Origin of the sequence: Streptomyces sp. CB02923 (assembly GCF_001905005.1) — a bacterium.
In the GTDB taxonomy this organism is placed as follows: Bacteria; Actinomycetota; Actinomycetes; order Streptomycetales; family Streptomycetaceae; genus Streptomyces.
Map to the genome: position 1 here is coordinate 38,541 of NZ_LWKZ01000005.1, position 15,232 is coordinate 53,772.

Consider the following 15,232-nt stretch of genomic DNA (forward strand, 5'->3'; position numbering starts at 1 on the left):
ACCGCTCAGAGGCACAATGCTCGGAGCAACACCACCAGTAGAGGAGCAGGCCGGGGGATGTCCAGCGCCACCAGGGCTCGACGCCGCAATGGGCGGCAGCAACAGCAACAGCCTTCCGTTGCGCCGCAATACGCGGGAAATGCGGGCCAAAACGGTATAGCTCCGGGCAATGGAGGAAATCAGGATCGTGCAGCGGCGGACCGGCCGGCCGGTCCGGTGGCTCCCCGGCTGCGCGCGCAGGCCGGAAACATCGGCGGCGTCCGCGTCCAGCAGCTTGCGATCATCGAAATCGCCGCGGCGCTGGTGCTGGTGGGATGGGCGATCCACCCCGTCGCCCTGACCGTCGCGGCGGTACTGGCGGCGGTGCTCGTCGTCTTCGCCCTCGGCCGTCGCCGGCGCATCCCGCTGCCGGAGTGGATCACGACCGTGCGTGCGATGAAGCGCCGTGCCAAGCGGAGTGGTGCGGCCGCGGGCTCCGGCGGCGTCGACCCGGCCTTCGCGCCGCTGGTGGAGTGCGACCCGGCGCTGCGGACGTACGAGTACACCGACGCCGAGCAGCGCGCGATCGGATTCGTCGGGGACGGTACGTTCCTGACCGCCGTCGTTCAGTTGGAGGGACGCGACGAGCCGCTGCGCCCGGCGAGCGGCAGCCGCCCGCTGCCGATGGACGTGCTGCACACCGCGCTGGACGTGGAGGACATCCACCTCGAATCGGTGCAGTTCGTCCAGTACACCCAGCCCGCCCCGGCCCCGCACCTGCCCGAGCAGGCCGTCGCCGCCCGCTCGTACGCGCCGCTGCAGGCACAGACGAAGACCCCGGCCCTGCAGCTCACCTGGATCGCGCTGAAGCTGGACCCGGAGCTGTGCGCGGAGGCCATCGAGGCCCGCGGCGGCGGTCTCGACGGCGCGAAGCGGTCGCTGCTGCGCGCCGCCGACCAGCTCGTCAGCAGGCTCTCCGCGCACGGCGTACGGGCCAAGGTGCTCGCCGAGCGCGAGGTGGTGGCCGCGGTGGGCACCGCGGTGTGCGTCAGCCCGCGGGCCGCGAACGGCGCGATGGGCCGCGACGGCCGCGCCGCGCGCCGCATCCAGGAGACGGTCCGCGCGATGCGCTGCGACGACCGCTGGCACACCACGTACTGGATCGGCCGCTGGCCCCAGCTCGGCCAGGGCGGTACGCCGCTGGCGGGCGTCGTCCAGCTGCTGAGCAGCACCCCCGCGATGGCCAGCACCTTCTCGCTGACCGCCTCGCACGGCAGCGGCCGGGCGCCCGCCATCTCGGGCTACGTCCGCCTCTCGACCCGCAGCGAGAACGAACTGAGCGCCGCACAGGGCGAGTTGGAGCGCCGTTCCGGCTCCGTGAAGGTCGGGCTCGTACGGCTGGACCGTGAGCAGCTCCCCGGTCTCCTGGCCACGCTCCCCCTCGGAGGTACCCGCTGATGGCGACGCCCACCTACCAGCCCCGCGCCACTCCGAGCAGCGACGGCTGGCGCAATCCCCCCATCGGCGGCGCCCCCGCGGGCGGCGGGCGGCGGCTCTCGCACGAGCCCCGTCCCGACGAGCGGCAGTCGGCGGCCACCGGCCCGCGCCCGCAGCCGGGCTTCGGCCTGCGCGGTCCGCGGCGCAGCCCGCACGTCCTGACGCCGGAGTCGCTCGGTTCGCTGTCCCTGCCGGTCGCCGAGGACGGCGTCGTCATCGGCATCGACCCGCAGAACCAGCCCGCGGTACTGAGCCTGCTGCGGCCCAGTCCTCTCGAAGTGGTGCTGGTGGGCAGCATGTGGCTGGCGCAGGTGCTGGCGCTGCGTACGGTCGCCACCGGCGCGCGGGTCGCGGTCGAGACCGCGCGGCCGCCGGCCTGGGCGCAGATGGCGCAGGCCGCGGGCGGCGGGCAGCAGTGCGTCTCGGTCCACGACGTACGGCAGATCGCGCCGCAGGGCGCGTCGGTCTCCAGCCCGGTCCTGGTCGTACGGGACATGGGCGCGCGGCCGCCGCGCAACCAGCTGGCGCCCGGCCCCTGGCAGTCCGTGCTGACCGTGCTGCCCTTCCTGGGCCCGCGGTCGCCGCAGCTGCTGGCCCGCGCCGACCTGGTCTGCCTGCAGCGGCTGTCACCGGAGGAGGCCGAGGTCGTGACGCGCATCATGCGGCTCCCGGCGCAGATCGGCGGGGTGCTGCCGACCCTCAGCGACAACGCGATGCTCTGGTGCACGCGCGACAACCACCAGTTCGTGATGACGCAGCCCACCGACGCGGAGACGAATCTGCTGGGCGGGCCGCGGCGCATGGACTGACGAGAGCGGCAAGCGATACACGTACAGCGCGGGCTTTCGCGGGTACCTCTTAGGGGGTGTCCGCGGGCCCGCGCGAGTGCGTCGTACACGCGGCCGCGCGCCGGGGTCCGCGGCGGGCCGTCCGCACACGGGCGCGGTGAACGGGCGCACCACCGGTGTGCCGCGGTGCGCCGCCGGGTTGCCAAGACGAGATGCCGTCGACTGCCGTTCGAGGCCGACTGTTGATTAGTCTGTATTGGAGAGCCGCAAGAGCACACCGGCGGCTGCCGATACGGGGATGGAGACAGTTAGTGTTGGCGCTACCCGGGGTGGTGTGGTCCGACGTCCGCTACATCCGATCGATCCGCCTGTATCCGGTCCTGCCGTTCAGGTGCGTTTCAGTACACCAGGAGGCACAGTGAGGGAGCAGGAGGCTTTCCGTCCGGACGGGAACGATCCTGACGACGACCAGTCCGAGTTCGATCTGACGGGTGAATTCAAGATCGACTTTGCGGCTCCGGCCTGGTACGCCAGCAACGACACCAGCGGCGGCGGTCCGGCCGCGGCCGCCCCGGCCACACCTCCCGCCGCCACGCCCTCCACGCCGCCGACCGGCGCGCCGCTGACCGGGCCCGCGCAGACGGGACCCGGCCAGGCCGCCCCGCAGAGCGGTCCGGCCCAAAGTGCCCCGCAGGGCGTGCCGCAGGGTGCTGCGGCGCCGCCTGCCGCCCCTCCCGGGTTCCCGACGCTGCGCCCCGACGACGGTGCCGCCAACGCCGCTCCGGCGCCCGTGCCCACCGCGCCGCCGGTTGCGCCCACCGCCCCGGCTCCCCTCGCACCCACGCCGCCCGCTCCCGCTCCCGAGCCGGTGGCCCCCGTGACGCCGCCCGCGCCGGTCGCCGAAGCCGCGCCGGAAATGCCCGCCGAACCTGCGGAGTCCGACGCACCGGCAGGTACGCCCGCCTCCGGGAACGCCGGGAACGTACGTGCCGGTCGCGGCGTCGACCCGTCGGCGTCCTTGTGGGACGACGACCCGGCGCCCGAACCGGCCCCCGCGCCCGCTCCGGTGGAGGCCGCGCCGGTCGCCGATGCACAGCAGGCCGACGAGGCGGGCCGTACCGACGGCCCCGCCGAGGCCGAAGGCGAGGCACCGGTCGCCGCGCCGCAGCCGCCCGTACAGCAGCAGCCTGTGGAGCAGCACCCGGCCCCGGACGCCCAGCAGCAGTCGGAGGCCGTGCAGCAGGACGTACCGCAGGAAGCTCCGCAACAAGCCGCATCTCAGGGGCAGTTGCCGCAGCAGCAGATGCCGCCACAGGCCGCGCCTCAGGTCGCGCCTCAGGCCGCGCCTCAGGAGCAGTCGCCGCAGCAGATGCCGCCGGAGCAGATGCCTCAGCAGCAGGGGGCTCCCCAGCAGGGCGCGCCCTGGGGTGCCGCCGCCGGGCAGCAGGCAGGTGCGCCTGCGAACCTGCCGCCGCTGCCTCCGGAGTACCAGCCTGCGGACCCGCGGACGGGCCAAGCTCAGCAGCCGCAGTACCAGCAGCAGGCCGCCCAGCAACAGGCGCAGCAGCAGGCGTACGCACAGCAGCAGCAGCCCCAGCCGTACCAGCAGCAGGCCGGCTACCCGCAGCAGCACGCCCAGCCCCAGCCCCAGCAGCAGGCACCCCAGCAGGCCCAGGCTCAGGCCGCGTACGGATACCCGCAGCCCGCCTACGGCTACCCGCAGCAGCAGTACCCCCAGCAAGGCGCCCCGATGCCGCAGCAGGCACCGGCCGACCCCAACGCCGCTGCCGCGCAGGGCGGTTACGGCTACCCGCAGCAGGCCCAGCCCCCGCAGCAGGCGCCTCAGCAAGCACCCCAGCAGGCTCAGCAGCAGGCCGGTTACGGCTATCCGCAGCAGGGTGCCTACGGCTACCCACAGGCCGCCCAGGGCTACCCGCAGCAGGCCGCGCCCGCCCAGCAGCAACAGCAGTACCCCGGGTACGGCCAGCAGCAAGCACAGCCCCAACAGCCGCAGCCGCAGGCACAGCAGCCCCAGGCACAGCAGCCGCAAGCCCACCACCCCCAGCAGGCTCAGCACCCCCAGCAGCAACAGCCCCAAGTACAGCCCCAGGTTCCGCAGCAGCCCCAGGCCCCCACCCCCGTCCAGGGTGCCGACCCGAACGCCGCTGCCAACTACGCGCAGTACTCGCAGCCGGGCCAGCAGCAGCAACAGCAGCGGGCCGCCCCCGGCGCGCCCCTGGGTTACAGCGCCGCCGTCGAGCTGACCTCCGACCGCCTGCTCCGCAACCAGCCCAAGAAGAAGAAGCCGGGCGCCAACGCGCAGCCCTCGCGCTTCAAGCTGGGTGCGAAGAAGGAGGAGATGGAGCGCCAGCGCAAGCTGGAGCTGATCCGCACGCCGGTGATGTCCTGCTACCGGATCGCGGTCATCTCCCTCAAGGGCGGTGTCGGCAAGACCACGACGACGACCTCGCTGGGCGCCACGCTCGCCTCCGAGCGGCAGGACAAGATCCTGGCCATCGACGCGAACCCGGACGCCGGCACGCTCGGCCGCCGGGTCCGCCGCGAGACCGGTGCGACCATCCGTGACCTGGTGCAGGCGATTCCGCAGCTGCACAGCTACATGGACATCCGCCGGTTCACCTCGCAGGCGCCGTCCGGTCTGGAGATCCTCGCCAACGATGTGGACCCGGCCGTCTCGACGACGTTCAACGACGACGACTACCGGCGCGCGATCGACGTCCTCGGCAAGCAGTACCCGATCATCCTCACCGACTCGGGCACGGGCCTGCTCTACAGCGCGATGCGCGGGGTGCTGGACCTCGCCGACCAGCTGATCATCATCTCCACGCCGTCGGTGGACGGCGCCTCCAGTGCCAGCACCACGCTGGACTGGCTGTCCGCGCACGGCTACGCCGACCTCGTACAGCGCGGTATCACGGTGATCTCCGGGGTCCGCGAGACCGGCAAGATGATCAAGATCGACGACATCGTGTCGCACTTCGAGACGCGGTGCCGCGGTGTGGTCGTGGTCCCGTTCGACGAGCATCTGGCCGCCGGTGCCGAGGTCGACCTGGACATGATGCGTCCCAAGACCCGTGAGGCGTACTTCCACCTGTCCGCGCTGGTGGCCGAGGACTTCTCCCGGACCCAGCAGGCGCAGGGCGCTTGGCAGGACCCCGCTCAGCAGCAGATGCAGCCGGGCGACCCGAACGCCCAGCAGCAGTACGGGCAGCAGCAGTACGGGCAGCAGTACGGCCAGCAGGCGTACCCGCAGCAGCCGGGCCAGGAGGTGCCGGGCCAGCAGCCCGCCGGGTACCCGCCGCAGCAGGGCGGCTGGACTCAGCAGCCCCAGCAGCCCCAGGGCCAGCAGCCGCCGCCCGGCTGGCAGCAGCAGCCTCCAGACGCGCCGCAGCAGCCCGCCCAGCCCGGACTCCAGCCGGGGTGGACGCAGCAGCCCCCGCCGCAGCAGTAACAGCCGTCGCCGTCACCACGGCAGAAAACCGGACACAGCAGCCCGGAAAACAACGAGGCCCGGCACTCTCCCAAGTGCCGGGCCTCGCCCCGTTCTTCAGCGGCCCCGTTCCCGCGGCGAACGCCGCGACGGCCGTCGTCGGCCGGCCGTCAGCTCCCGGCCTCGGCCGCCCCGATCAGTTCGCGTGTCTCCTTCACGTCGACCGCCATCCGTTCCAGCAGCCCGTCGAGCGTGTCGAACTTCTCCATCCCGCGGAGGTAGGCGTAGAAGTCCACCGCGACGTGCAGGCCGTACAGTTCCAGGCCGACGCGGTCGATGGCATGGGCCTCGACGGTCCGTGCCGTGCCGTCGAACTGCGGGTTGGTGCCGACCGAGATCGCCGCCGGCATCTTCTCGCCGTCCGCGTGCAGCCAGCCCGCGTACACCCCGTCCGCGGGGATCGCGGTGTGCGGGAGCGTCTCCACGTTGGCCGTCGGGAAGCCCAGCTCCCGGCCGCGCTGGGCACCGCGTACCACGACGCCCTCGACGCGGTGCGGCCGTCCCAGGACCTCTCTCGCGCCCGCGACGTCGCCCTCGGCGACCAGCCGCCGGGTCAGGGTCGAGGAGAACGGCTCGCCGCCGCCCGCCGTCCCGCGCTCGAACAGGTCGACGACCTCGACCGCGTAGTCGTACGTGCCGCCCAGCTCGGTGAGGGTCTCCACGGTGCCCGCCGCCTTGTGCCCGAAGCGGAAGTTCGGTCCTTCGACGACCAGCTTCGCGTGCAGCTTGTCGACCAGGACCTTGACCACGAAGTCGGCCGGGGCCAGCTTCGAGAACTCCTTGGTGAACGGCAGGATCAGGACGGCGTCCACGCCGAGGCGCGCCATCAGCTCCGCGCGCCGCTCGTGCGGCGCCAGCAGCGGCGGGTGGGTGCCGGGCCGTACGACCTCGCTGGGGTGCGGGTCGAAGGTGACCACCACGGCCGGTACGCCCAGCTCCCGGGCGCGCGCCACCGTCTTCCCGATGATCAGCTGGTGCCCGCGGTGCACGCCGTCGTAGGAGCCGATGGTGACGACGCTGCGTCCCCAGCCCTCGGGGATGTCCTCCAAGCCACGCCAGCGCTGCACTGTGCCCGCTCCTCGCCAGAACTCTCGTCCGTCACTGCGCCGGGAAGAACCCGGTCGGATCCGGGCACCCTCGGCCTTACGCAGGTCTAAGACTGCCATGCCTCGCGCATCGCTTCGCGGGAAGGGTCACCTCGCCTCCGCGGAGTGCGGCGCCCGGAGGTGCGCGTCGCGCTGTCGCGGCCCGCGCGTGTCACCGCGCGCCGGAGCACACCGCGCCGCCCGCGCCCCGGCGTCCGCCGGGAGCCTCGCGGCACGCGTCCGCTGCTCCGCTCCCGCGGCTACGGCGACGGGCGGTGCCATGGCCATGGCACCGCCCGTCGTATGTGGTCAGAGGCGCGCCGCCCTAGACCGCCGCGAAGACCGCCAGGCTCTTCGCGCGGCCGCCCTGGTTCTCCAGCAGCGCCAGGAACGTCCCGTCCGGCGCGAACGCCGCGGCGGGCCGCGCCGGGCCGTCGCCCTCGTCGAAGCGCGGCATCGGGATGCGTACGCCGTTGGTCAGCAGCCGTGCCTGGTCCAGCGTGACGTCCCAGCGCGGGAACGCCGCGGCCGCCGCCTCACCGATCGGCATGACCGGCAGGCCGCCGCCCGCCTCGTCGTCCACGGCCGTCTGCAGCTGCTCCAGCGTGCGGGCCCGGTCCAGCTTGTACGGGCCCACCCGGGTGCGCCGCAGGGCGGTCAGGTGGCCGCCGACGCCGAGGGTCTCCCCCAGGTCGCGGGCGAGCGCCCGGATGTACGTACCGGAGGAGCACTCCACCGAGACCAGCAGGTCGGTGACGGGCGTGCCGTCCGCCGCCTCGGTCTCCTCGGCCGAGTACACGACGAACGAGGAGACGGTGACCGGCCGGGCCGGTATCTCCACGTCCTCGCCGTTGCGTACCCGCGAGTACGACCGCTTGCCGTCGATCTTGATGGCGCTGACCTTGGACGGCACCTGCATGATCGCGCCGGTCAGCGCGGCGACCCCCGCGTCGATCGCCGCCCGGTCCAGGCCGTGCGCGGCCTTGGCCGCGGTGATCTCGCCCTCGGCGTCGTCGGTGACCGACGTCTGGCCCAGCCGGATCGTTCCGACGTACTCCTTCTCGGTCAGCGCGAGGTGCCCGAGCAGCTTCGTGGCGCGCTCGATGCCCAGCACGAGCACGCCCGTCGCCATCGGGTCCAGCGTGCCGGCGTGCCCGACGCGGCGGGTGCGGGCCATGCCCCGCATCTTGGCCACCACGTCGTGCGAGGTGAAGCCGGCCGGCTTGTCGACGATGACCAGACCGTCCGGCGCGCCCTGCTTGGCGCGGGTGCGCTCCACGCGCTTCGCGCCGGTGTTCTCGCGCTTCATTACGCCGTGGTGTCCTCGTCCTCGTCGCCCGGCTTGCGGTACGGGTCCGCCTCGCCCGCGAAATTCGCGCCGGAGGACGCTTCGCGCACCTTGGCGTCCGAGGCCCGTGCCTTGTCCAGCAGGTCCTCGATCGTCTTGGCGTTCTCCGGCAGCGCGTCCGCGACGAAGGTCAGGGTCGGCGTGAACTTCACGCCCGCCGCCCGGCCTACCTCGGAGCGCAGGATGCCCTTGGCGCTCTCCAGCCCGGCCGCCGCGCTGGCGCGCTCCTCGTCGTCCCCGTAGACCGTGTAGAAGACCGTAGCCTCCCGCAGGTCGCCGGTGACCCTGGTGTCCGTGATGGTCACGTGGCTGCCGAGCCGCGGGTCCTTGACGCCGCGCTGCAGTTTCTGGGCGACCACCTCACGGATGAGGTCCGCCAGCTTCTTCGCCCGCGCATTGTCGGCCACTGGTCCGTCTCCTTCTGTGTCTTTCACCATGGTGCATGTGGCGCCGACGACCCGCTCAGTCGTCATGGTCGCCGTGGACCCGCCGTCGTACCGACAGCAGCTCCACTTCGGGCCGTGCGGCGACCAGGCGCTCGCAGCGGTCCAGTACGTCTGTGAGGTGCCCCGTGTCCCCGGCCACCACCGCGAGTCCGATGGTGGCTCTGCGGTGGAGGTCCTGCTCGCCGACCTCCGCCACGCTGACCGCGTACGTGCGGTGCAGCTCGGCGACGATCGGGCGGACGACGGAGCGCTTCTCCTTCAGCGACCGTACGTCGCCGAGGAGGAGGTCGAAGGACAGCGTCCCTACGTACATGCGGTGCGGGTAAGGCCACCCGTGGGGCACTAGATGCCAGATGTACGAACCATTCGAACCGTACACGCAACGGCCGGGGCCGATCGACGGAATATCCCGCCGACCGGCCCCGGGCCCGCGCGCCGCCCGGCCACCGGTGACGGTGGTCCGGGCGCCGCTGGGGCAGGAAGTTCACACGGCTCAGCCGCGCGGCTTCTCCCGCATCTCGTACGTCGCGATGACGTCGTCGACCTTGATGTCGTTGAAGTTGCCGAGGTTGATACCGCCCTCGAAGCCTTCGCGGATCTCGGTGACGTCGTCCTTGAAGCGGCGCAGGCCCACGATGTTGAGGCTCTCCGCGACGACCTTGCCGTCGCGGAGGAGGCGCGCCTTGGTGTTGCGCTTGACCTCGCCGGAGCGGATGAGCACACCCGCGATGTTGCCCAGCTTGGACGACTTGAAGACCTCGCGGATCTCCGCCGTACCGAGCTCGACCTCTTCGTACTCCGGCTTGAGCATGCCCTTGAGGGCTGCCTCGATCTCCTCGATCGCCTGGTAGATGACCGAGTAGTACCGGACGTCGACGCCCTCGCGCTCGGCCATCTGCGTGGCACGGCCTTCGGCGCGCACGTTGAAGCCGATGACGATCGCGTCGGAGCCGGACGCCAGGTTGATGTCGGACTCGGTGACCGCACCCACGCCGCGGTGCAGTACGCGGATGTCGACCTCCTCGCCCACATCGAGCTGGAGCAGCGAGGACTCCAGCGCCTCCACCGAACCGGACGCGTCGCCCTTGATGATGAGGTTGAGCTGCTGGATCTCGCCGGCCTTGAGCACCTGGTCGAGGTCCTCCAGGGACACCCGGCGGGTGCGCTTGGCGAACGCCGCGTTCCGCTCACGGGCGGCACGCTTCTCGGCGATCTGACGGGCCGTACGGTCCTCGTCGACCACCAGGAAGTTGTCGCCGGCGCCCGGGACGTTGGTCAGGCCCAGGACCAGGACGGGGGTCGAGGGACCCGCTTCCTGGACGTTGTTGCCCTTGTCGTCGAGCATCGCCCGGACACGGCCGTACGCGTCGCCGGCGACGATCGTCTCGCCGACCCGCAGGGTGCCGCGCTGGACCAGCACGGTCGCCACGGCGCCGCGGCCGCGGTCGAGGTGGGCCTCGATCGCAATACCCTGCGCGTCCTGCTCCGCGTTGGCGCGCAGGTCGAGCGAGGCGTCCGCGGTGAGGACCACGGCCTCCAGCAGGGCCTCGATGTTCTCGCCCTGGCGGGCGGAGATGTCGACGAACATCGTGTCGCCGCCGTACTCCTCTGCCACCAGGCCGTACTCGGTGAGCTGGCCGCGCACCTTGGTCGGGTCCGCGCCCTCGACGTCGATCTTGTTGACCGCGACCACGATCGGCACGTCGGCCGCCTTGGCGTGGTTCAGCGCCTCGATCGTCTGCGGCATGACACCGTCGTTGGCCGCCACCACGAGGATCGCGATGTCGGTCGACTTGGCACCACGGGCACGCATGGCGGTGAACGCCTCGTGACCCGGGGTGTCGATGAAGGTGATCCGACGCTCTTCGTCGTTGACCTCGGTCGCGACCTGGTAGGCACCGATGTGCTGGGTGATGCCGCCGGCCTCGCCCGCGATGACGTTCGTCTTGCGGATCGCGTCCAGCAGACGCGTCTTGCCGTGGTCGACGTGACCCATGACGGTGACCACCGGGGGACGCGCGACGAGCATCTCCTCGCCGCCCTCGTCCTCGCCGAACTCGATGTCGAAGGAACCGAGAAGCTCGCGGTCCTCCTCCTCCGGGCTGACGATCTCGACGACGTAGTTCATCTCGCTGCCGAGCAGCTGCAGCGTCTCGTCGGAGACCGACTGGGTCGCGGTGACCATCTCGCCCAGGTTCAGCATGACCTGGACCAGCGACGCCGGGTTGGCGCCGATCTTCTCCGCGAAGTCGGTGAGCGAGGTACCGCGCGACAGGCGGACCGTCGCACCGTTACCGCGCGGCAGCATCACGCCGCCGGCCGACGGGGCCTGCATGGCCTCGTACTCCTGGCGCCTCTGACGCTTGGACTTGCGACCGCGGCGCGCGGGACCGCCGGGACGGCCGAAGGCGCCCTGCGTGCCACCACGGCCACCGGGACCACCCGGACGGCCGCCGAAGCCGGGACGACCGCCGAAGCCGCCGCCACCACCGGGACCGCCGCCACCGGGACGACCGGCGAAACCGCCGCCGCCACCCGGACGACCGCCGCCGCCACCACCGGGACGGCCGGCGAAACCGCCGCCGCCACCGGGACGACCGCCGCCACCGGGACGACCGGCGCCACCGGGACCGCGACCGCCACCGCCGCCGCCGGGACCCGGACGCGGGCCGGCGGCCGGGCTCTTCGGCATCATGCCGGGGTTGGGGCGGTTACCGCCGCCGGGACGCGGGCCGCCCTGGCCCGCACCCTGCGGACGGGGCATGCCGCCCGGGGACGGACGGTTGCCGCCGGGAGCCTGCGGACGGGGACCGCCCTGGCCACCCTGGCCGCCGCCCTGCGGACGCGGGCCGCCGGGGGCACCCTGGCCGCCGGGGCGCGGGGCGCCGCCGGGACGGGGGGCCTGCGGGCGGGCCATGCCGGTGGAGCCACCGGACGTGAAGGGGTTGTTGCCCGGACGCGGGCCGGACGGACGGTTGCCGCCGGGGCGCGGGGCGCCGCCCTGGCGGTCGCCGCCGGGACGGGGCGCGTTGCCGCGGCCCTGACCACCCTGGCCGCCGCCCTGACCGCCCTGGCCGCCCTGCTGGGGGCGGGCCGGACGCGGACCGGGGGTGGCGCCCGGCTTGGGAGCCGGAGCCGACGGCGGGGCCTGGAACTCGGGCTGCGCGGGCGCGGCCGGAGCGGGCTTGGGCGCCGGGGCCTTGGGGCCCGGCGTGGGACGCGGACCCGGGGCCGGGGCCGACTTCGGGGCCTCGGCGGGGGCCGCCGGTGCCTGGGTCGCCTCGGGGGCGGCCGGTGCCTCGGGGGCGGCCGGCGCCTCAGGGGCGGCCGGCGCCGGAGCCGCGGGGCCCGGCTTGGGGGCGCCCGGCTTGGGGGCACCCGGACGTGCGGCCTGCGCCGGAGACGGCGCGGACGGCTTCGCGGGCGCGCTCTTGCGCGGCGCCGCGGGCTTGCCGGCGGCGCGGCCGTTGCCGCTGCCGGCCTGGAAAGCGTCGGTCAGCTTTCGAACAACCGGCGCCTCGATCGTCGAGGACGCCGAACGGACGAATTCACCAAGTTCTTGGAGCTTGGCCATGACGGCCTTGCTCTCCACTCCGAACTCCTTGGCGAGTTCGTATACCCGGACCTTAGCCACTTCGCTCCTTCTAGGTCCGGGTGTCGACCGGACCGTCGCTACTTCATGGGCGTACTCATCGCGTACTCATCGAGTGCTCATCGCAATCTCGACCTACTTCCGACTCGCGAGGTACCTGACCGCACGGTTCTCCGTGCGCTGTGCTTTCTTACGGTGTTGCCTGATCAACCGGTGTAGCTTGATCAACATGCGCCCGCTCGACGAACCGGCGCAAGGCCGTCGCGTCGAACGGTCCCCGGCCCCGGAAGGCCCGGGGGAAGGCCCGGCGGCGGACCGCCAGGTCGAGACAGACCCGTGTCGGGTGCACATAAGCACCCCGGCCGGGCAGCGTACCGCGAGGATCGGGGGCACACTCACCCTCGATCACCACGATCCGCAGCAGATCACCCTTGGCCGCTCGCTCCCGGCACCCCACACAGGTGCGCTCAGGGCATACGCGGGCATGCGTCCGGCCAGACACTGCTTAAGTCTACCTCCCCGCGCCGACCTCACCCCTACGGGGTAATGCCCGAACGGTCGCTCAAAATTCCGGTGGGCCGCCACCGATTTTTCGGCTGCGGCCGCACCCTGGTACACCCCGGACCGCCGCCGGGCGCGGGTACTCCCCCGCGCCTGCCGACGGCTCGGCATCACTCCTGGTCCGCGCCCTGCTCGGTGTCCGGGCGGATGTCGATCCGCCAGCCGGTGAGCCGGGCGGCGAGCCGGGCGTTCTGCCCTTCCTTGCCGATGGCCAGGGAGAGCTGGTAGTCGGGGACGGTCACCCGCGCGGAGCGCGCCGCGAGGTCGACGATCTCGACCTTGCTGACCCGGGCGGGCGACAGCGCGTGCGCCACCAGCTCGGCCGGGTCGTCCGACCAGTCGACGATGTCGATCTTCTCGCCGTGCAGCTCGGCCATGACCGCGCGCACCCGGCCGCCCATCGGGCCGATGCAGGCGCCCTTGGCGTTCAGCCCGGAGCGGGTGGACCGTACGGCGATCTTGGTGCGGTGACCCGCCTCACGGGCGATGGCCGAGATCTCCACCGAGCCGTCGGCGATCTCCGGCACCTCCATGGCGAAGAGCTTCTTCACCAGATTGGGGTGGGTGCGCGAGAGCGTCACGGACGGGCCGCGCACACCCTTGACCACCCGGACCACGTACGAGCGCAGCCGCGTGCCGTGTGTGTACTCCTCGCCGGGGACCTGCTCCTGCGCCGGCAGGATGGCCTCCAGCTTGCCGATGTCGACCAGCACGTTCTTCGGGTCCCGGCCCTGCTGGACGACGCCCATGACGACGTCGCCCTCACGCCCGGCGTACTCGCCGAAGGTGATCTCCTCCTCGGCGTCCCGCAGCCGCTGGAGGATGACCTGCTTGGCGGTGGTCGCCGCGATCCGGCCGAAGCCGGACGGGGTGTCGTCGAACTCACGGGGCTCGGCGCCCTCTTCGAGGTCGGCCGGGTCCTCCTTGGCCCACACCGTCACGTGCCCGGTGCTGCGGTCCAGCTCCACCCGCGCGTGGCGGCGGCTGCCCTCGGTGCGGTGGTACGCGATGAGGAGGGCCGACTCGATGGCCGCGACCAGCAGGTCGAACGAGATCTCCTTCTCCCGTACCAAACCCCGCAGGGCACTCATGTCGATGTCCACGGCTACGCCTCCTCCTGGCTCTCGTCGTTCTGCTCGGCGCGGTCGTCGCGCCCCTGGTCCTGCTTGCGGTTGAACTCGATCTCCACGCGCGCCTTGGCGATCTCGGCGAAGGCGACCCGGCGGGCGGTGGGCTTGCGGCCCTTCACACCCGGTACCTCAAGGTCCAGGCCCTCGTCGTCCATGGCGGTGATACGCGCCACCAGTTCGCCGCCCTCGTGGAGTTGGGCCCTGATGAGGCGGCCGACGGCGCGGCGGTAGTGCCGCGGCTCGGTCAGCGGGCGGTCGGCTCCGGGAGAGGTGACCTCCAGCGTGTACGGGGCGCCGCCCATCACGTCGGAGTCGTCGAGCGCCTGCGAGGCCTCGCGGCTCAGCTCGGCGCACTCGTCCAGCTGCACGCCGTCGTCGGAGTCGACCACGATCCTCAGCACACGCCGCTTTCCGGCCGGTGTCACCTCGATCTCTTCCAGATCCAGGTCTCGCGCGGCGACGAGCGGTTCAAGCAGTCCGCGCAGCCTCTCGCTCTGGGTGGTGCTCATCCGGGTGACTCCTCGGCCGCGTGTGCTGTTGTGGGAAGGTCGCGTGTCGGGTCAAAGCCTAGCTGTTCCGGCGGGGTACTGACGATTCGGTGGCCGGTCACGGCTACGCTCGCCTGCGGTGATCACTACGGACGCCCCCACCGAAGACCCCGGGAAGTCACACGTGCACAACGTCGCGCTCACGCGCAGGAGGACCTTGCTGGCCGGCTCCGTGCTCGGCGGGACGGCGCTGCTGCTCACCGGCTGCTCGGAGGATTCCGGGCCCGGCAGGGGCCGGAAGGACGCCGCCGCGGACGCCGCGGCGGACGCCCGGCTGCGCGGGCAGGCCGCGCGGGACACCGCCGCGCTGCTCGCCCGGTACGACGCGACGCTCGACGCGCACCCCGGGCTCGGCGGACGGCTGCGGCCCCTGCGCGCCGAAGTGGCCCGGCACGCGGCGGCGTTCGGCGCCGCCCCCGCGCCGTCCACGTCCGCCGGCCCGTCCGACGGGACCTCGGCCGGGCCCCGTGCGGACTCGTCGGCCTCCGCGCCGCCCGCCTCCTCCCCCGCGCCCTCCATGCCCTCCGCGCCCTCCGCTCCCGCCGTCCCGCCGGACGAGAAGCAGGCGCGTACGGACCTCGCGGCGGCGGAGCGCCGTACCGCGGACGCCCGCGTCACGGCCCTGATGAGCGCGACGCCGGAGCTGGCCCGGCTGCTGGCTTCGGTCGCGGCGGCGGGCGCCGCGCACGCGTACCTGCTCACGGTGGACGGCGCGTGAGGCGCGCCGGAGCGGCAGCCGCACTCGGC

General features: G+C 72.8%; 12 protein-coding genes. 4 read left to right on the plus strand and 8 right to left on the minus strand.

Features of this window, described 5'->3' with window-relative positions; all coding sequences use genetic code 11:
- Positions 1–216 precede the first annotated feature (216 nt).
- From eccE to A6A06_RS09250, 3 genes are all read left to right on the plus strand, one after another.
- Positions 217–1,437, plus strand: a complete 1,221-nt coding sequence (eccE, locus tag A6A06_RS09240; RefSeq protein ID WP_073760722.1) for a type VII secretion protein EccE — start codon at positions 217–219, stop codon at positions 1,435–1,437.
- Entirely contained in the window at positions 1,437–2,285 is an 849-nt protein-coding gene (locus A6A06_RS09245) for a hypothetical protein (protein ID WP_073760723.1), read from the plus strand. Before eccE ends, A6A06_RS09245 begins: the two co-directional genes overlap by 1 nt.
- A 397-nt stretch (positions 2,286–2,682) precedes the next feature.
- A complete protein-coding gene (locus A6A06_RS09250) occupies positions 2,683–5,736 on the plus strand; it encodes an SCO5717 family growth-regulating ATPase (RefSeq protein ID WP_073760724.1) in 3,054 nt (1,017 codons plus the stop codon).
- Positions 5,737–5,885: 149 nt separating this feature from the next.
- Here the strand turns inward: A6A06_RS09250 and A6A06_RS09255 are convergent, their stop codons facing one another.
- The 8 genes from A6A06_RS09255 to rimP all read right to left on the minus strand — a co-directional run bounded on the left by A6A06_RS09255 (position 5,886) and on the right by rimP (position 14,446).
- On the minus strand, positions 5,886–6,842 hold the full coding sequence (locus tag A6A06_RS09255; protein ID WP_073760725.1) for a bifunctional riboflavin kinase/FAD synthetase: 957 nt from the start codon (positions 6,840–6,842) through the stop codon (positions 5,886–5,888).
- Positions 6,843–7,185: 343 nt separating this feature from the next.
- Positions 7,186–8,169, minus strand: coding sequence for a tRNA pseudouridine(55) synthase TruB (gene truB / locus A6A06_RS09260; RefSeq protein WP_073760726.1), 984 nt, complete (start codon positions 8,167–8,169; stop codon positions 7,186–7,188).
- A complete protein-coding gene (gene rbfA, locus A6A06_RS09265; RefSeq protein ID WP_073760727.1) occupies positions 8,169–8,615 on the minus strand; it encodes a 30S ribosome-binding factor RbfA in 447 nt (148 codons plus the stop codon). Before rbfA ends, truB begins: the two co-directional genes overlap by 1 nt.
- Positions 8,616–8,670: 55 nt before the next feature.
- Positions 8,671–8,967, minus strand: a complete 297-nt coding sequence (locus A6A06_RS09270) for a DUF503 domain-containing protein (RefSeq protein ID WP_073760728.1) — start codon at positions 8,965–8,967, stop codon at positions 8,671–8,673.
- A gap of 180 nt (positions 8,968–9,147) precedes the next feature.
- Positions 9,148–12,288 (minus strand): translation initiation factor IF-2, encoded by a 3,141-nt coding sequence (gene infB, locus A6A06_RS09275; protein ID WP_073760729.1) that lies wholly within the window; start codon positions 12,286–12,288, stop codon positions 9,148–9,150.
- Positions 12,289–12,436: 148 nt separating this feature from the next.
- A complete protein-coding gene (locus tag A6A06_RS09280) occupies positions 12,437–12,748 on the minus strand; it encodes a YlxR family protein (RefSeq protein WP_073760730.1) in 312 nt (103 codons plus the stop codon).
- A gap of 169 nt (positions 12,749–12,917) precedes the next feature.
- On the minus strand, positions 12,918–13,910 hold the full coding sequence (gene nusA, locus A6A06_RS09285) for a transcription termination factor NusA (protein ID WP_073760731.1): 993 nt from the start codon (positions 13,908–13,910) through the stop codon (positions 12,918–12,920).
- 2 nt (positions 13,911–13,912) lie between these two features.
- Positions 13,913–14,446, minus strand: coding sequence for a ribosome maturation factor RimP (gene rimP, locus A6A06_RS09290; protein ID WP_073760732.1), 534 nt, complete (start codon positions 14,444–14,446; stop codon positions 13,913–13,915).
- A 118-nt stretch (positions 14,447–14,564) separates the two neighbouring features.
- Here rimP and A6A06_RS09295 point away from each other — a divergent pair, with 118 nt between their 5' ends.
- On the plus strand, positions 14,565–15,203 hold the full coding sequence (locus A6A06_RS09295) for a hypothetical protein (RefSeq protein ID WP_242440659.1): 639 nt from the start codon (positions 14,565–14,567) through the stop codon (positions 15,201–15,203).
- The last annotated feature ends 29 nt before the right edge of the window (positions 15,204–15,232 follow it).